17 protein-coding genes are annotated in these 23958 nt (G+C 40.3%); 1 reads left to right on the top strand and 16 read right to left on the bottom strand.

The window, feature by feature from the left end:
* Window positions 1-13 precede the first annotated feature (13 nt).
* The 6 genes from DW650_RS11780 to DW650_RS11805 all read right to left on the bottom strand — a co-directional run bounded on the left by DW650_RS11780 (window position 14) and on the right by DW650_RS11805 (window position 8122).
* The gene (locus tag DW650_RS11780) at window positions 14-1498 is read right to left on the bottom strand and encodes an alpha-L-rhamnosidase-related protein (protein WP_022111894.1); all 1485 of its coding nucleotides are present in this window, start codon (window positions 1496-1498) and stop codon (window positions 14-16) included.
* A gap of 21 nt (window positions 1499-1519) precedes the next feature.
* Complete coding sequence (locus DW650_RS11785) at window positions 1520-3205, bottom strand: glycoside hydrolase family 3 protein (RefSeq protein ID WP_022111895.1); 1686 nt, start codon at window positions 3203-3205, stop codon at window positions 1520-1522.
* Window positions 3206-3224: 19 nt separating this feature from the next.
* On the bottom strand, window positions 3225-4229 hold the full coding sequence (locus DW650_RS11790) for an ABC transporter permease (protein ID WP_022111896.1): 1005 nt from the start codon (window positions 4227-4229) through the stop codon (window positions 3225-3227).
* A 126-nt stretch (window positions 4230-4355) separates the two neighbouring features.
* Complete coding sequence (locus DW650_RS11795; protein ID WP_015520065.1) at window positions 4356-5570, bottom strand: substrate-binding domain-containing protein; 1215 nt, start codon at window positions 5568-5570, stop codon at window positions 4356-4358.
* Between the two features lie 70 nt (window positions 5571-5640).
* The gene (locus DW650_RS11800) at window positions 5641-6606 is read right to left on the bottom strand and encodes an ABC transporter permease (protein WP_015520064.1); all 966 of its coding nucleotides are present in this window, start codon (window positions 6604-6606) and stop codon (window positions 5641-5643) included.
* A gap of 13 nt (window positions 6607-6619) precedes the next feature.
* Window positions 6620-8122, bottom strand: coding sequence for a sugar ABC transporter ATP-binding protein (locus DW650_RS11805; protein ID WP_055194010.1), 1503 nt, complete (start codon window positions 8120-8122; stop codon window positions 6620-6622).
* Between the two features lie 237 nt (window positions 8123-8359).
* Between DW650_RS11805 and DW650_RS11810 the strand changes: the two genes are divergently transcribed.
* A complete protein-coding gene (locus DW650_RS11810) occupies window positions 8360-10855 on the top strand; it encodes a GH39 family glycosyl hydrolase (protein WP_015520062.1) in 2496 nt (831 codons plus the stop codon).
* On the opposite strand, the gene pgmB is transcribed toward DW650_RS11810, so the two are convergent.
* The 10 genes from pgmB to DW650_RS11860 form a co-directional block, all read right to left on the bottom strand.
* Window positions 10845-11492, bottom strand: coding sequence for a beta-phosphoglucomutase (gene pgmB, locus DW650_RS11815; RefSeq protein ID WP_015520061.1), 648 nt, complete (start codon window positions 11490-11492; stop codon window positions 10845-10847). The two genes, DW650_RS11810 and pgmB, sit on opposite strands and share 11 nt — an antisense overlap.
* A 114-nt stretch (window positions 11493-11606) precedes the next feature.
* Complete coding sequence (locus tag DW650_RS11820; protein ID WP_118210018.1) at window positions 11607-12575, bottom strand: AraC family transcriptional regulator; 969 nt, start codon at window positions 12573-12575, stop codon at window positions 11607-11609.
* A 30-nt stretch (window positions 12576-12605) separates the two neighbouring features.
* On the bottom strand, window positions 12606-14243 hold the full coding sequence (locus DW650_RS11825; protein ID WP_330414639.1) for a spermidine synthase: 1638 nt from the start codon (window positions 14241-14243) through the stop codon (window positions 12606-12608).
* Between the two features lie 34 nt (window positions 14244-14277).
* Window positions 14278-15972, bottom strand: coding sequence for an AAA family ATPase (locus DW650_RS11830; protein WP_118210020.1), 1695 nt, complete (start codon window positions 15970-15972; stop codon window positions 14278-14280).
* A gap of 35 nt (window positions 15973-16007) precedes the next feature.
* A complete protein-coding gene (locus DW650_RS11835) occupies window positions 16008-17327 on the bottom strand; it encodes an ATP-binding protein (RefSeq protein WP_118210021.1) in 1320 nt (439 codons plus the stop codon).
* Window positions 17324-18034, bottom strand: coding sequence for a LytR/AlgR family response regulator transcription factor (locus DW650_RS11840; RefSeq protein WP_015559327.1), 711 nt, complete (start codon window positions 18032-18034; stop codon window positions 17324-17326). Before DW650_RS11840 ends, DW650_RS11835 begins: the two co-directional genes overlap by 4 nt.
* A 195-nt stretch (window positions 18035-18229) precedes the next feature.
* Window positions 18230-20626 (bottom strand): glycoside hydrolase family 3 C-terminal domain-containing protein, encoded by a 2397-nt coding sequence (locus DW650_RS11845; RefSeq protein WP_118210022.1) that lies wholly within the window; start codon window positions 20624-20626, stop codon window positions 18230-18232.
* 157 nt (window positions 20627-20783) lie between these two features.
* Window positions 20784-21503, bottom strand: coding sequence for a hypothetical protein (locus DW650_RS11850; protein WP_118210023.1), 720 nt, complete (start codon window positions 21501-21503; stop codon window positions 20784-20786).
* A 142-nt stretch (window positions 21504-21645) separates the two neighbouring features.
* Window positions 21646-23046, bottom strand: a complete 1401-nt coding sequence (locus DW650_RS11855; RefSeq protein ID WP_006858188.1) for a sensor histidine kinase — start codon at window positions 23044-23046, stop codon at window positions 21646-21648.
* Between the two features lie 3 nt (window positions 23047-23049).
* Window positions 23050-23724 (bottom strand): response regulator transcription factor, encoded by a 675-nt coding sequence (locus tag DW650_RS11860; RefSeq protein ID WP_022111907.1) that lies wholly within the window; start codon window positions 23722-23724, stop codon window positions 23050-23052.
* Between the last annotated feature and the right edge of the window lie 234 nt (window positions 23725-23958).

A 23958-nucleotide genomic window follows, 5' to 3' on the forward strand; every position in this document is an offset into this window, starting at 1 on the left:
AAATACCCCACTCTTATTTTTCAGAATAATATTTTCGAAGAAAATAAGCAGGCGCACAACTCCAGGCATGGCAGTAACTATTAACAATAGTCCCACCATAAGGTGATTCATCCGGATTATTTGGATTATATAACTCCCAAAACGTATCCGCACCAAGTCGTGCCATACCTCCCCAATATTTCTCCATAACACTAAGAGCCTCTGTTTTATCACCACATTTAAGTAATGCTTCTATATAATAGTGATACATATATGGGGTAATCATTTCAATTGCCTCTGTCTGTGTCGCAACATCATGTAAAATTCGAATTCCACTCTGCTCATCTACAACATCACCAAGAATCATCCATACCTGGCTTGCGTAGGAAATCTGCCTGCAATCACCACTGACAAATAGTCCTTTTTCTTCATCATAAAAATGCATCTTAGCAGCTTTTCTATAAAGTTCATAAGTTTTCATTATGCATTCTGCATCATGGTCTTTTCCGATTTCTTTTGCAATGGCAACGGCACTTTTCATCGCATACAGCAAAACACCCTGTGCACCTGCCTGCTTATTTAATTCCAGTGACCAGTCAAGAAAACACCAGCCGAGTTTATTGCAGTCTTTTACCACACCATCATTACCGACCTGTTTCTGTGCCAATACAATCTGCATTTTTGCTGTTTCCCACAAATCTTCAAGGGCCTCACGATCCTTCGTTTCTACATAATAATCCCACAGGGCTGCCACAAACAATAAAGAGTAATCAAACATACTGGTATCATCTACTTCCGGTTCAGGCTCTAAAAATACACATGCACCCACCTGTCCATTTTGCATCGGTAATGCAGCAAATAAATATAAACACCCCTTTACCATATCATTCATCTGATATGTCTCATAGTTTGCCAATGCCTGTAATCGAAGATCTCCCATCCAAAGTCGCCGATCACGTTTTGGTCCATCTTCAAAAACTTTCTGCATACAATCATGCAGTGTATGGCACGCAATATGATCAATCTGCTCCAATTCTTTATGCACATTATGATATGGTTTTAACTTACTATCATCTGCAGAAGATAATGCGATTGCCATGACATCTTCAATAACCAAATTAAATTTTGAACTGATATCAAGTATATCAATTTTCACATAGCGAAACGAATAACGCCTCGGCAAAGTATACTCTCCCGGAATCAGATCAAAATGAAGTTGTTCCTGTTGTACCCACGCTGAACAGATCCATCCCTGATAATTCTCCACATTTTCTTCAAATTCTTTCAAATTCTCTGCAAAGGAAAATCTAATCCAAACCGGAGCATCTGGATGTGAATTGACATAACCCATTTTTACTTGAAGATGTCCTACCAAATGTTTCCCAAAATCAATTGTTACCGAATCGCCTTTTCCTAAAGGTTTTGAAAAAAACTGTCCCTCTTTTGGAGGAACCAGTGTCTCCTTAACTTCCGGCAATAAACTTAATGCCTTACTTAAAAATTCTAAATTTTTTTTCATGTATTTGTTCTTCTCTCACTCTTACCATTTTAAGTATTCTTTTCCACAAAACGGATCTACCGGACTCTTGCCAGTAAAATTGCTTCTTCCCATAAGTTTTTCCATCACACTATCAATTACATACTCACTATTGGAATAGCCATTGATAAAGGTTTTTATCATGGGTACATCCACAAGATGATATGGATTAGCAAGGCTGATAAACACAACCGGTCTCTCAGCAGCAAACCATGGAACGTTATTTCCATTTCCCCAGAATGTATACCATGAAAGTCGGTTTGTCACTTTATTGGATGCATTTTCTACATTTCCAATATAAATGACCAGATCATAATTCTTCCGGAATGTGCCAACATCAAATTTTGCTGTTTCAAAGTTCTCCTGTTCATATACGTTAACTTCGAACCCCTCCTCAACCAATCGCTTACGAAAGCTTTCCAAAACACGCTCATTTGATGGAAACCCACCTATGATTTCCAGCAACACCTTTTTGGTCTTATGCGGATTCAACGGTAAAATTCCATCTATATCCTTTACAAGTGTAACTGCCTTGTCTGCGCTCTTTTTAGCCCATGCAACATGCTCATCAGCCTGCAGAATACAAAGTGCACTTTCCGAAGGCACAATTTCACACTTTGCTTTTCTGTGAAGTCCAAGCGAAGCTTTAGTTGCAAGAATTCTTGTGATTGCTTCATCTAATCGCTGTTCCGAAAGGATTCCCTGCTTGTATCCATTCAGCATATACTGATAATCTTCCTCAAGATCCTTATTAAAAAGGAACATATCACATCCTGCCTCAATCGCATAAGGAACTGCCCTTTCTCTGTTCATTGCACAGCTAAAACCTACCATGCAGGTAGAATCCGTTACAATCAGACCGTTAAATCCCAATTTTTTACGGAGCAAACCTTTTAACAATTCCGATGAAAGTGTTGCCGGTATTAATTTATTTGGAAAATCTGTATTATACGATTTTTGATATGCCGGCTGTGCAATATGTCCGACCATCACTGTCTGTGCCCCCGCCTGAATCAAGCCGCTATATATTTTTCCATATGTCGCATCCCACTCATCACAGGAAAGATTATTTACGCTTGTAAGAATGTGCTGATCCACTTCATCGCAGCCATCCCCTGGGAAATGCTTAATTGCAACAAGAACATTTTCTTCCTTAGCTGCCCTCATGTAATTGAGACCACATGCAAGAACACGATCCGGATCATCCCCATATGTACGCACGTTTGTAATCGGATTTCTCCAATTTCTATCAATATCAACCACAGGTGCAAAAGCCCAGTTACAACCAACCGCTGCACCTTCACTACAGCTTACTTTTCCGAGCCGATATGCATCCTCCGTGTCTCCAGTTGCCGCAACCTGCATTTGTTTTCCGTACTGTGTTCCATCTGTTGCAATTCCGCAGCCTCCATCCTCAAGATTAGCTCCAATAAGAAGTGGGATCTTACTGTGTTCCTGCAGATAACGGTGTGTCCGCTGCATTTCCTTCGCCTCACCACAACGATACATAATTCCACCAATGTGATGTGCGAGCATGACATGTTCCAGATATTGCGGATCTCCGGAATACCCGATTGGGACAAACAACTGACCTATTTTTTCTTCTAATGTCATTGACTTTTTTGTATTTTCAACCCATTCAATGTCTTCCCCTGAAAGGAAGAATGGATTCTTTGTTAAGTTGATCATATTCATACCCTCCTGCTTTCTATTTTCGTTTTCCGTTAAAAAGACTTACCAATAAATGTTCATTACTCAAATAAATCAAAAAGACTACAAGCAGTACTGCATTAATGATTGCCTGCATTGATGCATTTACCTCATTGGAGAATACAGCAAATGTTGAATTAAGCATGGACATACATAAAGCAGCTAAAAGGAATCCAATTTTTTCGTTTGTAAAGCGACTGATATAGGAGCCTATGAACATTGGAAGAAACGCCGTAAACATAATGCTGATAGAGGAAAAGTTCAACTGACCACCGTTGATTGTTGTGCTTCTTGTCGCATTTAAAAATCCTACAATTCCCATCAATCCGCCACAGATCACATAACATCCAATGGCATTTGATATCTCTTTTATACCGGTATTTACCGCAACCTTCTGACCATTTTTGAGTGCATTATAATCATATCCAAACTTTGTGTAATCAAAGATTGCTATACAGACAGCTAACACAACCACAATAATGATTGCTGCATAAATCCAGCTTCCTGTAAAAGCTGTCATAGATGGATTCTGCACTTCCTTCATCACATAACGTCCTTCCGTGATTGTAAAAAGAATTCCCTCATAGATCAGTGTCACTCCAAGAGATGTAATGATTGGCGGCAGATGCAGCACCACATACATAAGTCCTGAAACAAGTCCAAGTAACATACCAAATAAGATCGTCAATATCAACATCATCAATGCACTGTTACTTCCACCACCTAAAATGGAATATGTAATTTTAGCTCCTAATACAGAAGAAAGTGCTGCCATTGATCCCAAGGAAAAATCAAAACGACCACTATTTAAATTAATGGATAATGCTATTGTTGTAATCATCACAATTGCAATATATACAACAAAGTTATCAAAACCTGTCATGTTTGAAATCATTGTTTTTCCATTGAACATGCAGATTCCCTGCAATAATACAGCCACCAGTACCGGTATTGTTAATGTACCAATTACATTCTTTACCAAATGTCTATTTTTATTTTTCATGTTGTCCTCTCCTTTCATTTTTCAGGATATTCCATACCCTCTCCAAATAAATGAATTTTTAACTTTTCATTTATTTGGAGAGAGCACGGCTTCTAAATGAAGCCGTGACCTGACTGTAAAAATGAATTACTTCGATGTTACAAGTTCATTGATCTCATCAAAAGTAACAGACTCACCAATAATCTGGTCTAATGTTTCTTTATTGTAAATTGGATTATCTCCGTTATCTGACTTATAAAACTCATCAAATGTAGCCTCGTCAGTTGCAACCTGATAGTTTTGGCTGAGTGAGACTGCATTTCCCTGTTCATCACGGATTACATTTCCATTGATGGCATTTAAAACTAATGCAAATGCAGGACCTACAGAAGATGAATATTTACCGGCAAGATAGACAAGTTTTCCATTTGTGATAGCTTCTCCATTACTCTGTGTAAAGGAATCAATATCTGAGAACTCAATACCAGCAGCATTTAACTGCTGTGTAAAAAATGTTGTTGCCATTCCCACTGAAATAAATGCTTCCGGTTTTGCCTGAATTGCTGCATTGATCTCATCTGTTGTTGTATCACCATAGCCCTGCAGATAAGAAACAATCTGGATATCCCCAGAAATCTTAGACAAATCCACGCTCTGATCAGTAAAAATCTTGCCCACTACTTCTCCCTCTTCTGTAGCACCATCATAGGAAAGTCCCAGACCGGAAAGTACACCCGCTACACGGTATACATGCATAGGATTTGGAATAAATGCCCCATAGATAGCAGCTGTCTTAATGCCTTTTTCCGCAAAGAACCTGCCCATTTCTACACCAGCTTCATACTCTGTATCCATGCTTGGTCCAACCTGACCAAGGAAGTACTCATTTGTCTTATATTTTTCAAACTGCTCCTGATCAAGAGTTCCAGCAGCAACCGCATAATAAATCTGATTTTCCTCACAGGTTTCAATCTGCAATGCACGATCATTACTTGAAAGAGAGATGACTGCCTGATATCCCTGTGAAGCGAATTTTTCTATAGCAGACTTCTCGCTTGCCGCATCTTTAAGTTCATCGGTATAAGTAAATGTCACACCATACTGATTCGCAACATAATCTTCATAATAAGTACGGAACCCTAATGCTTCCTCGCCACTAACATCCTGAACTAAAACACCAATCTTAGCATTCTCTGCTGTCTTTGTCTCCTCCTTGACACTTGTATCACTCGTATCATTTGCTGTGTTGTCGCTGGCTGTATTGTCAGCTGTTTCTTTGCTGTTTCCACAACCAACCAGCATTGTCAACGATATGGCAGCAACCAGTCCAAGGCTTACCATTTTCTTCATTGTACGTTTCATAAATTATTCCTCCCATTTCTCTTATTAAAATTTTATTTTTAACACGTTATGTGTTAAATTCATATTTCTGTTATCGCGGCAACATCTGCGAACGATAATTTGCACTTGCAACATAAACAACTACCAGAAAAAAAACAGCACTGACAATCTGTGTAATTCCATATCCAGATGTTGAATCAATCAGCAGATCCAGAATATTATTTAAAATAATATAGGAAAATCCACCGACTACAGCCGCATAAATTTTCGATCTTGCACCTCCTGAGATTGGCATACCTCCAAACACGATAGCAACCATAATGTTCATCCCTATATCCCCCGCTGTCGTTGTTGTAACAGATGGGGTATAAACCAGCGTCATAAATGCGCCGATTCCAACGCCGATTCCCGCCAGAAGGAATCCAAGTATTGCATATGTATTGTATTTAATACCGGAAAGCTGGGCGCAGATTGGATTTCCCCCAACAAACTTTTCACGTCTTCCAAACTTGGTGTAATCAAAGATGAACGCACATACTACCACCCATATTACCAAAACTATAATTTTAAATGCGGATGTATCCAAATGTTTCACTACCTCACTCGGAATGCTGATTCCGCCTACTGCACCACCTTTTGTGGTAATGATCTGTGATGCAATTGCAGACAAAACAGACATCATTGCCACCGTTGTAACAAACACCGGAATATGAAAAATGGATGCCAGCACAGAATTTAACAAAGAACAGACAATTCCAGACAATAAAATCACAACAATCATTAATATAAAATTTTCAGTTGCATTATATGTCATTACCCCAAGTGTTGCTGAAAAAAGCGTTGCCGCACCCAAGCTGATATCAAACGAACCTAATGTATAAATAAATATTGCACCTGTTGCAACAATGGATAATACAATACCTTCATTAAATATAATCTTGATATACATATCCAGGCGATATCCCTTACTGCTTACAATTCCACAAAATACTGCAAACAATACGATAAGTGCTGCAAACGGCAATGCACCTATCATTATTTTTTTACTTTTTGTCATCTTTCCCAGCCTCCTATATCATGTACTCAATAATCTGTGAGTCAGAAAGATTTTTATTTCTCTCAAATTCTGCCGTAATCTCTCCGTCCTTCATGATCAAAATCCGATCACTCATTCCAATGAGTTCCGGCATTTCCTCGCTGATCATCAGAATGGATTTTCCTTCATTTTTCAACTTAACCATAAGCTGATACATTGCCTGCTTTACACCAATATCCACGCCTCGTGTCGGGCAGTCCAGTATAAGAATTTCACTTCCGCAGCCAATCCATTTTCCAAATACGACTTTCTGTTTATTTCCTCCCGAGAGTTGTGATACCGCCTGATCTCTTCCAGAACATTTAATGGACAATTCCTCAATCTGTTGATTTACATATTTTTTTTCGCGATTTTTTAAAACAAGAAAATCTTTTACGGCAAATTTGCTCATTCCCGCAATTGATATGTTGTCTTCAATACTTGCATTCAAACATAATGATTCCACATCTCTATCCTTAGACACATAACCCATACGTTTCTTCATCGCTTTTGCCGGACTGTCAATTACCGTTCCATCTGCCACTGAAACATTTCCTTCTTCTGGCTTTACTGCACCAAAACATACCTTTCCAAGTGTATGCATTCCACAATGTGCCAGACCTCCGACTCCAACAATTTCTCCCCTTCGCACCTGGAAGGAAACACCTTTCAGTCTATCTGTATAAACAAGATTTTTAACATTCAACGCAACTTCCTGCTGTGCGCTTGCTTCAAAATCACTTCGATAATAATCCCCCTGCAGTTCTCGTCCGATCATGCTTGAACGAATTGCACCCGCTTCAAACTCTTCTTTATTAAATGTTCTGATTATTTTTCCATCTCGAAGAACCGTTAAAGTATCACACACCTCCATAATCTCATCCAGATCATGTGAAATAAAAATCACTGACTTATTTTCTTTGCGGAAACGATTCATAATATCATATAAAATTTCCCTTCCATCATGAGATAAGGCAGTGCTTGTCTCATCAATTACCAAAATCTGAGGCTGTTTCATCACGACCTTTGCAATCTCTACAAGCTTTCTTGTCTGAAAATCCAGCTGTTGCATAAGCATATCGCCAGTAATATCATTTACCCCAATTTTTTTCATGACTTCAGTTGCATCTGCATTCATCTTCCTGCGATTGATCAATCCAAACCTGTTTTTATACCTCTCTGTCTCTGCCAGAAAAATATTTTCCGCAACTGTAATTCCCGGTATTGTTCCGCTTTCCTGAACGATCATTCCAATCCCCTTGTGAAGTGCATCAATCATACTAAGAGGTTTCCAGTCCTGATTTTTAAATATCATCTTACCACTATCGCATGCCTGCATTCCTGCTACAATGGAAGTAATGGTTGACTTTCCTGATCCATTCTCCCCAATTAATCCCCGAATTTCCCCCGGATATACAGAAAGTGACACATCTTTTAAAGCCACTGTACTTCCGAATCTTTTATTCATGTTTTCAACTTTTAATATTGGTTCACTCATGTTTATCACCTCGTCTTTATAGATATTATAAGTTTTCATTAATTTTCATGTGATTTTGTTTTTTATCTGTTTCACTTTAATTTTTAACTTTTTTATGTCTGCTCTTCTTTTCTTTCCACATCTTTTCAATCCGTCATACAAAACAGATTAAAAATTCGATGTTTTTATTGATTTTTTCATTACATTTATGTTTTAATCATTACAATATCTTATTTAGTTTTAAATGGGGGATTTTTTATGTCAGAAAATTACGATCTTATTTCAGAAAATGATATGCACATGCCCATTCGCTGTATAATGCAGCGTTTTGATCATATTCGTTCACAAATGCATGACTATTTTGAATTATCAATGATTGTTTCCGGGAACTGTACATTGCAACTGGATGATCATATATACAATTTAACAGAAGATGACGTGTTCTGTGTTAATCCACTCTCGCTTCATGAACTTCATGGTGTCAACTGTGTGATTGTAACCGTTTTATTCAACCAGACTTTGTTTGAACAGATTCTACCCGTTCCATTCCATCCTCGCTTTTTCTTTATCAGTACGATGACCGATAATCAGGAAGCTATTGTCCAACTCCGCACTCTGATAGCGCACATTATCAAAACAAATATTGATAAAAAAGATGGGTATGAATTACGAAACTGGTCTTATATCTACAATATTATGGATGTACTGTATCGGAACTTCCGCATCAAACTCTCTACTGCTAAAGAAAAGAAAAATCACAAGTATGCTTTACGTATTTCCGAAATCTCACAGTTGATCCAGCAGCATTACACGGAAAATATAACCTTACAAGAACTTGCTGATGCAGTCCATTTGTCCGTTCCATATCTTTCTAAGTTTTTTGTGGAATATTACGGAATGAATTTTTTAAGCTATCTTAACCAATACCGCCTTATGCACGCAGTACAGGAACTCTCAACCACTGATAAGAATATTGATGAAATAGCGATTGACAGCGGTTTTTCCAACAGTCATGCCTTTGTAACTTTTTTTAAAAAGCAATACGGGATGTTACCAAAAGACTATCGCCGTGAACAAAAAAAGAAGAAAGAGAATACTGCCCAACGTGTAGAACAACATAACTATATTTACGGATTAAAAAAATATTTGAAAGAAGATACATTTTTTCAGGTTGTATCTCCTGTGAAAAAAACTGAAATTGAGATTTCTGTAAACGGAAGTTCCTATACTCTGCTTCACACCTGGAAAAAAATGATGACCGTTGGGCGGGCAAGTGATGTACTAATTTGTGATGTTCAAAAAATGTTAACACAGATTCAGGAAACAGTTGGATTTGAATATATTAAATTATGTGGCATCTTTTCTGATGATCTGCATATATACAATGAAACTGCAAGTAAAGTCCCGGTCTATAGCTTTTCTTATCTTGATAAGATTTTGGATTTTGTTATCGTCAATCACCTAAAACCCTGGCTTCAATTATCCTACATGCCGGAAAAACTTGCAAAATATCCAAACAGACGATTGTTTGGTGCAAATGTCAGCCAGCCCCACTCTGTCAGTGCATGGTGTCAGCTGGTCCATGAATTTTTGCTTCACATCACTGACCGTTACGGGTTAGATACCATAAAGACCTGGAAATTTGGTCTATGGAACCAACCGAATACTTCTTCCGACCTATTTGGCTTTACAAACGAAAATGACTTTTTTCTATTCTATAAAAGCACTTATGATTGTATTAAAGATTTTTGCCCTGATATCGAATTTAGTCTTCCTCCAACCTACTACATTGTAGGCGAAAGCTATGAAAACTGGTATCTGAACTTTTTGGAATGGTGTAAAAAAAATTCCTGTCTTCCAGACTGTTTAAGTTTTACATACTACGACACTAAAATGATTTCCGATAAAAATCATTCCAAGGAATCGTTTGGTTTTGTGTATGCAATGAGTCTTTCTGAATCTCCTGATGGGTTAAAAGATTTTGTTATGCAGGTTCTCCGTGAACGACGCCAGCTTGGACTTGGTAATATGCCAATCTACCTGTCAGAATGGAACAACACACCAAGCCAGCAGGATTTGCTCAATGATACATGTTTTAAATCGTGCTACATTGTAAAAAATATTTTGGAAAATTATGACCGACTAGATAGTTTTACTTATCAGGCTCTTACCGATCTTATGGCAGATGACGCTCTGCCCAACAAACTCTTTTTCGGTGGACTAGGTCTGTTCACGGTAAATGGAATTCCAAAAGCAAGTTATTATGCTTATACTCTCTTACGGCAGTTAGGAGATCAGTTTTTAGGACGAGGAGACGGTTATTTCATTACCCGTAAACACAACAGTTATCAGATTATGTTGTACAATTACAAACATTTTAACTATCTTTATGCCAACGGAGAACGTTTTGATATGACAGAAACAGATCGCTATACTGTATTTGCAGATTCTGATCCAGTCACAATCGAACTATGTCTTTCTAATATTCCGCAAGGTACATACAAAATTTCTGAGACTTATGTAAATCGAACACATGGGAGTTCTTATGACCAATGGGTTTCCATGGGTGGATTAGAACTTACCACTCCTTATGAATTTGACTTGTTAAAAAAAGCATCCTCTCCAGGATTCCATCAGAAGCTGATGCATATCGCTTCTGATGAAACCCTAAGATTGAATGCAGAATTAGAACTATTAGAGATTCGACTTATTCAAATCACACCTGTCATCTGCCCATCTGACGTTAGCAGATAGAACAAATAGAAAGCAGATCTTTAAATGCCTGAATCGGATATGTCACTTGGCTATGACCTGCGGCATCTCCGATTCCAGCACTCTGAAAATCACCAGCATAAGCAGCATCAATACCGGCAAGCGCATCCTCTACGACCAGACAATTTTCAGGTTTTTCACCAAGCATCTCAGCCGCTTTCAAAAATACTTCCGGATCCGGCTTTGATTTCGTAATATTCGTTCCGTCACTGATTGCATCAAAGTATCCGTTTAATCCAATCTGTGTCAGAATCTTTTTCGTATTTTTACTGCTTGATCCAATCGCAAGCTTATACCCTCGCTGACGTAATATTTCCAGTGTCTTTTTTACCTCCTGCGACAGATCATCCGGAGACATCTTTTCCAACAGACGAACATAACTTTCATTCTTCCTTGCGGCAAGTTGTTCTTTTTCCTCCTGTGTATATTCTCTTGATGCTTTCTCCAAAATAATGTCCAGACTTTCCATACGACTTACTCCCCGTAGTCTGCCATTAATTGTCTCATCGAAATAAATTCCTTCTGCGTCTGCCATTTCTTTCCATGCCTGATAATGATACTGATCCGTAAAGCATATAACACCATCCAAGTCAAAAATAATTGCACGTATTGTATTCATAGGATACCCCCTTGTAAACTTATAGACTATGTATCTTTTTTTAAGATAACAAAAATAAGGACAGCTTTTTAGACTCTCATTCGACTAAAAAACTGTCCTTATTTTCTGCATTGTCTATCTTTTATAATGTTCTAACCGATACTTTCGCGGTGTCATTCCATATCTTTCTTTAAACTGCCGGAAAAAATAGCTCTGATTTTCATAACCAACATCTAACGCAATCTCTTCCACTGACAAATCTGTCTCCAATAATAAATGTTCAGCTGTCTCAAACCGCCTGTGCTGCAAAAGTTCCTGAAAATTATATCCGGTCTTTTGCTTGATGAGTCTGCTAAGTACCGTCATGGACTGATGGGTATCTGCTGCTATCTTGGTAAGATTTGCATTTTTGCAGTCACTGTTAATATATCCAAGTACTGCCTGTACAACCGTCTCCTTATAATCCATGGAAGAATTATGGCTTAAGCTTTCAAGATGATTCAGCAGATATAAAAATACAAGTCCCATAGAATACTGATTAATTACATCCTCATTTGCATGTTCATGTAACATGGAATCAATCATATTTTCCATAAGATTTTCTACCTGCGGATCTTCCTGCAGACGAAACAACAGATAATGGGAAACAGGATACTTCTGACGAAATGCACCAACAATAAATTCTGCAAGCACATTTTTCTCATGCAACATGGAAAGCGGAATCTCAAAAAACTCCGGTAGCGCAATAAAATTGATCCCGATATCCTCATATTCCGCCCGCCGGATTGCATGACGCACCTGCTGGTTTAACATCAGCACATCTCCCTTGTGAAGGGTCAGCTCTTTTCCCTCAATGATATGTGTGATGTTTCCCTGCACCACATACATCATCTCCACATAATTGTGCCTGTGCTCCGGGAATTCCACAAAACGGCTGTGCGGGCGCACCGTGACGAGCCGTCCTCTCTCTAACAGCAGTTCCCGGTCGATCTCACTGATCGAATCTTTCGCATATAACTGTTTTTCGATGTTTCCCTGTCCTGACTGATACTTCTTTTCTTCTTCTGATATGAGTTTCAGTTCCTGTAAAAGCTGTTTGCGCATGCGCTTGATTTCCTGTCTTCTAAAATCTTTTTATAGTGACTCCAGCAGTCCGTTGATCCCGTCTTTTTCAAAAATATCCTTATAATATGCAACTTCCCCCTGGATCAGCTGGTCGATCACCTGCATGCCGAGAAGCTCCACAGGCGCCTTGTCGTCCGTCATGATATAATCTCCCGCCTCATACACACTGCTGGTGTCTGCCACATGAAGCATCATATCGCGCAGATCGGAATGTCCGGTCTCATTTGCGTTATTCTCTAATGTCTTTACCATGTCTGCATTGGAGGAAGCATACAGCTCCCGGTTTGTGGAACCGTCCACATCCACGGTCACGATATGGTCAAATACGGATGCAATGGTATCCGACAAATACTGGTTGATATTGCCCTCATTGTTTCCGCGCATATTCATGTTTACGACCATCACGCCGTTCTCGTTTAAATGCTCTTTGACCATCGTAAAAAATTCGACCGATGACATCTGAAACGGGATGGTGATATCCTGGTAGGCATCCACCATGATAACGTCATATTTCTCGTCGATCGCCTGTAAATATGCCCTGCCATCATAGGTCGTCACTTTGACATCGTCCGGCAGGGAAAAATATTGTCTGGAAAGCGCCGTGATCTTATCGTCGATCTCCACGCCCTCGATTGACATATCACCGAAATATTTTTTACACTGGGTCGCGTAAGTTCCGGTTCCCATTCCAAGGATCAGAACATTCATATCCTCTGCCTTTTTACCCGGGATCATGAGCGGCGCCGCCATCGCATAATCGTAATACATTCCGGTCAGACCGCCGTCTTTCATGTAGAGTGACTGCACACCGAACAGGACATTCGTGGATAAGATCACGCGCCTGTCATCCTCGGAGACCTGTAAATAATTATAAATGGATTCCCCTTCGTAACTTAAGTCATTCTGCCAGAATGCAAAAGAATCCGAATAGCCAAGTCCACAGCAGAGTACGAAAATAACTGCCGATACTGCCACCTTCTTCTGTCCCCTGTGGCTGCTCAAAAAATACACTGCGGCTAATGCGATCAGAATTCCCGCAAAAATGAGAAACGTGATAGAGGTTCCGACTGCCGGAATCGTCACAAAAGTCGGCACAAATGTTCCGATAATGCTTCCGATCGTGTTGAATGCTCCCAGCGTTCCGACCGTTTTTCCACTGTCGTCAAGACTGTCCACCGAGTATTTCACAAGGGATGGCGTCACTGTGCCGAGTAAAAACAGTGGGAATACAAAAATCACCATACATGCCACAAATGCGGCAATAATGAGGAAATTGCTGCTGACGGTAAAGATCAGCAGTGCCGATATTCCAAGGATAATGTATTTTCCGACGACCGGTATCAGTGCGATCCAGATCGCAGCGATCAGTATTCTGCGGTACAGTTTGTCCGGGTCCGGCGACCGGTCCGCACTTTTTCCTCCATAAATATTTCCAAGCGCCATTGCGATCATGATCGTTCCGATGATGATCGTCCACACGATCTGCGACGAGCTGAAATACGGCGCCAACAGCCTGCTCGCACCCAGTTCTACTGCCATCACGGACATTCCGGCAAAAAATTCCGTGAGATACAAAAACAGCTTATTTTTTAAAATTCCTGACTTTTCCATAATTCTCCTTTCTTTTTCCCCTCTAGTATAGCTCATAAAGTGGACTCCAAGTCAAGTTTTTTATCCCGCATCAGGATTTTTCCCCAATCATTACCCTGCATCTCTTTTTATAAAATGCGATTCCATATTTCAGAATCTTTTCCACACCATCCTCTTCAAGAATGTCTATATAATTGTTCCCACCGATCTGTTCTAACGCAGACTGGCATGCCGTTTCCAAATCTCCATCCTGTGCATACTTAAGTTCCAGAATGATTCCCATTTCACCGTCATCCGTCTCGATCACAATATCACTGTAACCATCGCCTGATTCTTTATTCGAAGAAACACTCCACGATTCCTCATACCCGAGAATTCCAAGTAAGATACCGTGATAAAAGTTTTCTTTCATCTTTTTTCTCACAAAAGTATCCCGGATACTGATGGCCCGCCGCAGATAATCACACAGGCATTTTTCTATCGTTTCTGTTTCTCCGTTTCTTAATGCTTCACAGAATGTATTTAACAGCACGCCATTCTTCGGTACATTTTCTTTAAAAAAATCCATAATCTGGTCTGTAAAAATCTTCCGGATCTCCATATTCGGAATCACCAGCTGGAACGTATCCCCCGCTGCCCGTCCTCTTTGTGTAAGATATCCTGTTGTAAATAATACACTCCATAGATTGTCAATACTGTCATACATTTCTTTATAAGTCAGTTCCTGATGGATTTCTTTCTCGATCACTTCACCTGCAACAAGCCGCTCTATCTCACGCCTTAGCGTTACTTTATCCGATTCCCTGATAAATCTTTTGACCGCCTCATTGCTGCTTGTATTTGACCAGTAATTTTTAGGCTCTGCCAGCGGGTCCGCCCGCAACGTGTCCACATAATTGATTACATCCCATGGACAATAAACTTCTGCTTTTCCGAACTGATATCCGTCATACCACTCCCTAATATCCTCGTAATGATCGGAAAGTTCATAGTATTCCAGCATCTCCCTTACTTCTTCATCGGTAAATCCGAAATACTCGTCAAACTGTACATCTGCAATGGAAAGAACTTTCAGATTATTCAGTCCTGTAAAAATACTTTCCTTGGAAATGCGCATACATCCAGTCAGCACCGCAAATTTCAGGCTGTCATTTGTCTTAAGCGCATACTCAAACAGGTTGCGGATAAAGATAACCATCTGATCATAATATTCCCGTTCAAGTGCTTTTGCCAGTGGAACATCATATTCATCGATCAGAATAATTACTTTTTTCCCATAATGCTTTTCAAGAAGTTCGGAAAGCACTTTTAAACTGCTGCATAGTGTTCCCTCATCCACATCCGTTTCAAGTAATGCAATATATGCCTTTTTATCATATTCCGTGAGTTCACTGCTTTCTAACAGATATTGAAACCTTCTTGCCTCCCCTTTGATAAGCTGGACCGTCATCTCTATTGCTTTTTCATAAGTCTGCGCATTGATTCCTTTTAAAGAAACAGATATCACCGGATATTTTCCCATGTATTTTTCACACAACTCAGTTTCCTGTGCAATCTTTAAATGATTAAAAATTTCCTTATTTCCGTTTATGTCAAAGAAATTTTTTAACATACTCATATTCAGGGACTTTCCAAACCGCCTTGGACGGGTAAAGAGTGTGACTTTTGCCCAATTTTCCATAAGTCCTTTGATCAGATATGATTTATCTATATAGTAAAATCCAGCTGACTGTATTTCTTCAAAATTTTCTATTCCAATCGGTAATTTTTTCTTCTCATTTTTCATTTCCACACCCCAAATAGATTTTTACATTTTTGTTTTCATATAACCTTATCTTTCATCGGAATCAGGATCTTTAAGTCAAACCAGTTCCCGTTTGTGTCAATGCTGACCGCACCGTCATATTTGTTGACTGTATAGCGGATACTTTTGAGCCCGTACCCGTGATATTCTTTCTCTTTTTTGGTCGTGACCAGTTTTCCCTCCTGATACTCTAAGTTTCCTTCATAATAATTTTCAAACCGGAGGAGCAGGAAATTTTTCTGTTTTGAAACCGTCACATGCACGAGCCGCTTCTCTTTATCCGGTATTTTCAGTTCACACTCAATCGCGTTATCGAGCGCGTTTCCAAAAATGCTGCAGATATCCATCACATCCATAAAATCAAGCAGTGTGCCGTCCGCAACACAGGTAAACGTGATCCCATGTTTCGCACAATAGAGGCTTTTGGTAGTGAGCACCGTATCGAGCACTTTGTTTCCGGTCTTATTCTGTGTCTCATACTGTCTTATCTCATCCTCCATGCGGTTTAAATATTCTTCGCGTTTTTTCGGATCATCCTCACTCCGCAGGAATGCGATCTGGTGTTTTAAATCGTGATATTTATAATTGATCAGTTCGATGCTCTCTCTCGACTGCTTGTACTGCACATACTGATTCTGCAGCACATTCTGCACGGATTCTAGTTCTTTTCTCACACGCAGTTCCCGGCACTGGATCAGATGTGCATAAAGGATCGCGATACCGCCAAGATCTACTAATGTACGGATATTTCCGATCTCAAACGAATAGCGACCGGAAAACGGTGTATTTTCCGTGAGAAAACTCATGTTGCTAACAGCAAACACCGCAACTGCGATCAGTCCGGCGGAAATATATTCCCGGTGGCTGATATTCATTTTCCCATCTTTAGGCATATGTACCCGCAGAATTTTATACAGGATCAGTGCGATCGCACCATAGATCAGAACCAGAAGACCTCTGCAAAGCCACCAGTTTGTCATCGCCTCGTCGAAAAAGTAACATACAACCTGCCATTCGAACGATGCCATAAATTCCGCGACAACAAATGCGATCATCCCAAAATAGGCAGCATCGGTAAAAGTAATTTCGCAGCAGCTGTAGATAAATACGATCATTAAAAATACAGCCACGATCATACAAGGAATCCAGAAATAAATCTTAATATCATCCGTCATGACTAAAAACACACTCTGTATCAGAAGCACAGCCGCCATAATGCCTGCCGTCTGCCATTTTTGAAATCTCTTTTTGACCGGCAGGATAAATAACATGCATGCCATCCACTCTGCGACCGCTGTGTAGATTCTTGGTATATCCGGCATAATATGTTCCATCATTTGATAACCTCTCCCCAGTATTTTGTCAGTTCTTCCATAAATTCTTTTTTGCGCGCACGGCTTAATACCAGCTGCTCACCTTTTACCATGGCACAGCCGTCCGTGATCCCGTCCACATGCGCTAAATTGATGAGATACCCCTTGTTACCACGGCAGAAGTTCATATCAGCTAATTTTTCTTCCATCTCTTTCATTGTGCCTGTTGTCTCATAGTCGCCAAGAATTGTGTGCAGGATCAGCGTATGCCCCTGGCTTTCGATATAATAAATATTTGCGATATTGATCCGCACCGTCCCGCCTTTCATGCTGACCATGATCATCTTTGTCTCTCTTTTTTTCATGCGCCCGATCGCACGGCTCAGTCTCTGTGAAAATGCAAAATAAGACACCGGTTTTAATACATAGTCGAGTGCATCCACCGCATAGCCACGGATCGCATACTGTGCCATGTTTGTGATAAAAATGATAACGACCTCCGTGTCCACTTTTCGGATCTCCTCCGCTGCCGACATGCCATCCATAAATTTCATTTCCACATCCATCAAAATGATGTCATACTGTGACTGATATTTATTGACGATCTGATCCCCATCCGAATAGATCGTGATATCAAAAGCCTCCCCATTTTCTTTTTCATATTGATGTAAAAATTCCTCAAGCTGCTTTGCATACATCGCTTCATCTTCTACGATTGCAATTTTTATCATATATTTTTCTCCATTTTCTTTTCCAGTGTACCTGCTCCAATTCGCCGTTCGGCAATCATGTGAACATGTTGACTCACCTGCGCTCATGATATCATCCCCCACAAACGTTTTGTGAACGCAAATGGGGACCTGCACCAAATTTATTTTAGTACAAGTCCCTGTTATTTACCACTTTTTTATCTGATTACATTTTACCTAATCACGTTTCACTGCCGCTTTGATCAGGTGCGCTGTTCCCTTAATGCGGTGTCCGTTTGCCATCTCGGTCAAAGCTTCTGCCATCTTCATTGTGACAAAACCACCTGTCATTTTTGCATAGCCGCGGATCGGCATATTGTAATTAAACAATACGTTCAGATTCGGTTTTCCCTGCCATTCGCTGATCTTTAACAAAATACGCAGTACCCCGTAAAACAGTTTACCAAAAATTCCTTTTCCATAATAAAGCTGGCAGACTGCATCATTCATACGGATTTCTCCGCTCCAGCTTCCATCCGGGATCTCTCTGCCATACAGTCTGCGGAATGTATCATCAGAAATATTTTTGATCTCACCATTAAAATATTCCGGCAGGCTTTCTCTGCTGTAACCACCCTCTGTGACAGTTCCATTTACCGCAAGTGATCCCTCAAGCAGCATTTCTTCCGCATTGCTTCCGATCATGATCTGATAGGTTCCCGTTTCCACTTCCCAGCTGTCTGTCCGTGTATCATAAAAACGGAATGTCTTATCGTCAAATGAAATCTTTACTTCTTTTTCCTCGCCCGGAGCAAGTGTCACACGTGCAAAACCTTTCAATTCGCGCACCGGACGGAATACAGTATCCGATTGTTTTCCGATATAAAGCTGCGCAATTTCTGTTCCTTCCACGTCTCCGGTATTTTTTATCTTAAATGTCACACCTTCCGAATCTACTGCAAGATCATGGTAGGTAAATGTGGTATAACTAAGTCCGAAACCAAACGGGAAGCGCACCTTTTTCCCGACTGTCGTATAATAACGGTATCCTACATAAAGTCCTTCCCGATATTCGCTGCTTCTCTCTTTGCTTGGATAGTACGCATATGCCGGCGTATCTTCATAATGAAGCGGATACGTTTCATTCAGTTTTCCGGACGGACACACTTTTCCGGTCAGAACATTAAGCATTGCAGATGCTCCTGCCTGACCGCCAAGATAACCGTGTACGATTCCTTTCACATATGGATACCAAGGCATTTCCACGGAAGATCCCGCTGAAAGAACTACGATCACATTTTTATTTACCGTGGTAAGTTCATTGATCAATTCGTCCTGTGCTACAGGCATATGCATATGGGTACGGTCGAGTCCCTCCGACTCGCTGATCTCGTCAAGACCTCCGAAAAACAGCACCACATCCGCATTTTTTGCTGCATCAACAGCTGCCTTTACCAGTTTAGCATTTGGTTTTCTGTTTCTGATATACCCCTGTTCATAGGCTGTCATCGTAAGTCCGCTGTCTTTTATCTCCTCTAATATGGACTCCGGCGGCATTGCCGGATTCACTAAGGAAGATCCTGCTCCCTGATATCGCGGAGTCTTTGCAAAGTCTCCGATCACAGCCACTTTTGTCCCCTGTTTTAATGGAAGGATCTGCTCTTCATTTTTTAAAAGGACGATGCTCTCCTCGGCCGCTTTGCGTGCAAGTTTATGATGCGCTTCCTTATTGAAAGTAGTTCCTTTTCCATCCACGGTCGCCTGATGCGTCGCAAAAATGACACGGAGCAGTTCATCTAAGCGCTGATCTAACACACTCTCCTCTAATGTTCCGTTTTTGACGGCATTTACGATATCATGCATTCCTGATTTTCCGGTGCCCGGCATCTCAAGATGACTTCCGTTTTTCACTCCGAGTGCGTGATCATTACTTCCACCCCAGTCGGATACCACATATCCGTCAAACCCCCATTCATCGACTAAGATTTCCTGTAACATGTGGCGGTTCTCATTGGCATAGACACCGTTTACTTCATTATAAGAAGACATGATCGACTTCGCTTTTCCTTCTTTTACCGCAATCTCAAATCCGGTCGTATAGATCTCGCGGAAGGTTCTCTCATCCACAACGGAATCATTTGCCATACGACGCAGTTCCTGGCTGTTTGCTGCAAAATGCTTCGGGCAGGCTGCGATTCCTTTGCTCTGGATTCCCCTTACATAGGCTGCCGCCATTTTTCCTGCATGGTACGGATCTTCAGAAAAATATTCAAAATTTCTTCCACAGAGCGGGCTTCTCTTGATGTTTAATCCCGGTCCTAAGATCACATTGACATCCATGGTCACGGCTTCCTCTGCCAATGCCGTTCCGATCTCCTCGCCTAATGTTTCATCCCAGCTGTTTGCAACCGAGGCTGCGGTCGGAAAACAGGTCGCAGGGAGACTTGCATTTAATCCCAAATGGTCTCCGGCTCCCGCCTGTCTTCTCAATCCGTGCGGTCCGTCAGACATTGCCATGGACGGGATTCCGTATTTTTCAAAATCCACTGTCTCCCAGGTGTTTTTGCCGGACATCATCAGGGCTTTTTCTTCGAGTGACATCTGTTTTATGATAGATTCGTATTTTAAACTCATGATTGATCCTCTCTTTATTTGTGATCTGCACATCTTTCACTTTCGTAATTTCAGCATAGCACAAACAAAAGATGAAGAGGGAATATTTCACAAATGGGGGCATTTTTTGCATAAACTGTCAAAAATGCCCCCGAAGAGCTTTCGCTCTCAATCATGCTCAATCATAGTCATCATAATAGTCATCATCGTAGTCATCATCCTCGTAGTCATCATCCTCATCCGCAATAACATTCACGGTATATACTACTTTTTTACCCTTTGCCTTACCACTTGTACATGTACAGGTTACCCGTACTGTTCCTGTCTTTTCCGCATAAAACTCAACGTCCGTTCCGGTTGTTTTTCTTTCTGCAAACGAGACAATACTTGTATCACTGATCTCCCATTTTAACTGACTGTTCTTTATTGAGGATCCTTTTTTGACCTCTAAATCAAAATCATCCCATGCTTCTACATATTTGACCGATTCTCCAACCTTTGCCAATGAATAATCACTCTTTTTCTTCGTCACAGTTACAGTTATCGTATCACCATATTTCTTCTTACTCTTTCCCTGTACATAACACCTGATTTTTGCTTTTCCTGGTTTTACTGCAATGAAATCCATTTCATCGCCTGTGCGGTCACGATCCTCAAATTTTACATATTTTTTTCCTGAAATAATTTCCCAGCGGATATAATCGTCCTCAGCATCTATTGGAGTTACTTTCGCTCTGATTTCAAACTCCTTTCCCTGAGAAACCTTTTTTGCCGACTGCGCTATGGAAACCTTCTTCGGTTTCCAGTTATAATCTGCCTGTGCTGAAATGTTTCCCGTACCAATTACCGCCATCACGACCAAAAGTACAATTAAAACCTGTTTTGCTGCTCTCTTCATAAACAAATCCTCCTTTTTTCATGAGAGTTTCTCATTTCTAATTGTTTTGCTTTGTACTTTGATTATATCATGCATTTATTAGAACATTATTAATACGACAAATTTTTTATAATCATTATTGATTTCCATATGTCTGCTTTTATCAAAGCGGCAGTTTTACCTGAAAAACACTCCCACTGCCTGCCTCACTTTTCACTTGGATTTTTCCTCTGTAAAACTTCACAATTTCATAAACCATGGCAAGCCCAAGTCCACTTCCCTCGCCTCCTCGCGATACATCAGTCTGATAAAACCGCCGGAAGATCTTTTCCTGCTCTTCTTCTGCAATTCCTATCCCATCATCCGTTACAGACAAAACAAGTTCCGTTTCTTCTTTCTTTAATTTCACAAAGATATGCCCATTCTCTTTCCCATAACGATAGGCATTGCTGACAAGATTAACGAGAATTCTGGATAAAAGTTCACGATTTCCATAAAACACTGCCTGCTCCGTCTCATAATCAAGCATAATTTCCTTTTCTCTTATCAGCTTCATATCAGAGCAAATAGATGCCACCAGTTCTTCCATATCAACAGTTTCCTCTGCATATTTTCCTGATTTCATTTCCAGTCTGGCAAAGTCCAGCATATGATCAATAAGTTTTGTCATTTTCCGCGCCTGACGCCTGATTACCCGCAAGGCATCTTCATATTCCCCTACGCTTCTTTCTTTTTCAAGTGTATACTCACACTGTGCTGAAATGACAGCCATCGGTGTTCTTAGTTCATGTGAAACGTCAGATGTAAATTGTTGTTCCTTTTCAAATGTACTTTCCAGTCGTTCAAACATCTCATTAAATATATCCGCAAGCTGGTGCAGTTCATCATTCCCTTTTCCAAGATTGATCCTGCATTTCAAATCATTTTCTTCTCCAATCTTTCTTGCAGTCCCAGCTATTTTCTGAATTGGATTTAATGTACGTCCAGCAATAAAATATCCTCCCGCAGATGCTATTACGACCAGAACCGGCAGAAGAACCAGTGCAATCCGCATAATCCCAAAGCTCTGACGCTCTCCCTGTTCCTCTGATACCACTCCACGAAGCCATAATCCGTTAAGTCCTTCTGCTGTGAGTTTCCGGTCAAAAATATAATACCCCGTTCCATCCTTCATTACTTTTTGAATCTCGGAATCCACAAATTCCAGATCTGCCACTTTTGCAGCTATTGGATTTTCTCCATAAATAAGCCTTGACTTTTCATCATACAATCCTGTATAGACTTCATTTACCTTGCTCAGAAAATCGTCGTCAATTTCCAGATACCCTTTCCGGTAATCAATCAAATAATCAATATCCGCATCTGTACGGATTTCATCCATCCCAGAAAAATATTCAATCTCATCCACATTATTTTCCACTGTCTCCACCAGACTATCCTGTATTGTTTTTATCAAAATCTGACGGCTGACGACAAAAATCATCAGATATGCAAATAGTACTATTACCACCAATGCTGCAGTAAACCAGATTGTTATTTTCAGACGGATTGAGAATCTCCCCATATCTTAAATTTCCTCTCTCATTATATATCCTCTTCCACGGACTGTATGAATCAGCTTTTTGTCATATCCATCATCAATTTTTTTTCGAAGATAGCTGATATAAACATCCACTACATTCGTGCCCCCTTCGTAATCAAAATTCCAGACATGATCCTCTATCATCTCACGAGACAGCACACGCCCCTGATTGTACATGAAATATTCCAGCATGGCATACTCTTTAGCCGATAATGTGATCTCTTTTCCCCCCCGCATTACCCTGTGGGAAGTGCAATCCAAAGAAAGATCCGCAATATGCAAAACATTGTCAGTAACTCCGAAAGATCCCCTCATCATTGCGCGCAGACGTGCTGACAACTCTTCAAACGAAAATGGCTTCACAAGATAATCATTTGCCCCACTGTCTAATCCCTTTACTCTGTCCGAAACAGCATCCTTTGCTGTCAGAAATAGCACCGGTGTTGTCTTTCCCATTCCCCTCAGCGCACGCAGCACTGTAAATCCATCTGCTTTTGGCATCATAATATCAAGAATCACTGCATCATACTCCGTACAGGAAAGGATATCTATTGCTGTCCTGCCATCAAAACAATGATCCACACTGTAACCATCCTCAGTCAGTTTTTGAACAATAATGGCATTTAAATCCTGTTCATCTTCCGCCAAAAAAATTCTCATGTTTGTTTTCTTCTCCTTTGTTTTTTACCGCGTCATTATAATCCCCTTTAAATCCAATTGTCATATAATAAAAGTAACGAAACCAACATTTATAACATTCACGAAAGAAGATATTTCTTGCAGATACTATACAACATTCATTTCTCATATACAACCTGTAAAAATCTTCTTACGCAATCGAGTAGGAGGGAAATCTGAGTGATTTCCCGACCTCTCACACCACCGTGCGTACCG

The sequence above is a fragment of the Roseburia sp. AM23-20 genome (genome assembly GCF_003470905.1).
In the GTDB taxonomy this organism is placed as follows: domain Bacteria; phylum Bacillota; class Clostridia; order Lachnospirales; family Lachnospiraceae; genus Roseburia; species Roseburia rectibacter.

Coding starts and splice junctions, on each gene's coding strand:
- DW650_RS11780 (WP_022111894.1), bottom strand. CDS start 1,498: ATGAAAAAAAATTTAGAATTTTTAAGTAAGGCATTAAGTTTATTGCCG.
- DW650_RS11785 (WP_022111895.1), bottom strand. CDS start 3,205: ATGATCAACTTAACAAAGAATCCATTCTTCCTTTCAGGGGAAGACATT.
- DW650_RS11790 (WP_022111896.1), bottom strand. CDS start 4,229: ATGAAAAATAAAAATAGACATTTGGTAAAGAATGTAATTGGTACATTA.
- DW650_RS11795 (WP_015520065.1), bottom strand. CDS start 5,570: ATGAAACGTACAATGAAGAAAATGGTAAGCCTTGGACTGGTTGCTGCC.
- DW650_RS11800 (WP_015520064.1), bottom strand. CDS start 6,606: ATGACAAAAAGTAAAAAAATAATGATAGGTGCATTGCCGTTTGCAGCA.
- DW650_RS11805 (WP_055194010.1), bottom strand. CDS start 8,122: ATGAGTGAACCAATATTAAAAGTTGAAAACATGAATAAAAGATTCGGA.
- DW650_RS11810 (WP_015520062.1), top strand. CDS start 8,360: ATGTCAGAAAATTACGATCTTATTTCAGAAAATGATATGCACATGCCC.
- pgmB (WP_015520061.1), bottom strand. CDS start 11,492: ATGAATACAATACGTGCAATTATTTTTGACTTGGATGGTGTTATATGC.
- DW650_RS11820 (WP_118210018.1), bottom strand. CDS start 12,575: ATGCGCAAACAGCTTTTACAGGAACTGAAACTCATATCAGAAGAAGAA.
- DW650_RS11825 (WP_330414639.1), bottom strand. CDS start 14,243: ATGAGCTATACTAGAGGGGAAAAAGAAAGGAGAATTATGGAAAAGTCA.
- DW650_RS11830 (WP_118210020.1), bottom strand. CDS start 15,972: ATGAAAAATGAGAAGAAAAAATTACCGATTGGAATAGAAAATTTTGAA.
- DW650_RS11835 (WP_118210021.1), bottom strand. CDS start 17,327: ATGATGGAACATATTATGCCGGATATACCAAGAATCTACACAGCGGTC.
- DW650_RS11840 (WP_015559327.1), bottom strand. CDS start 18,034: ATGATAAAAATTGCAATCGTAGAAGATGAAGCGATGTATGCAAAGCAG.
- DW650_RS11845 (WP_118210022.1), bottom strand. CDS start 20,626: ATGAGTTTAAAATACGAATCTATCATAAAACAGATGTCACTCGAAGAA.
- DW650_RS11850 (WP_118210023.1), bottom strand. CDS start 21,503: ATGAAGAGAGCAGCAAAACAGGTTTTAATTGTACTTTTGGTCGTGATG.
- DW650_RS11855 (WP_006858188.1), bottom strand. CDS start 23,046: ATGGGGAGATTCTCAATCCGTCTGAAAATAACAATCTGGTTTACTGCA.
- DW650_RS11860 (WP_022111907.1), bottom strand. CDS start 23,724: ATGAGAATTTTTTTGGCGGAAGATGAACAGGATTTAAATGCCATTATT.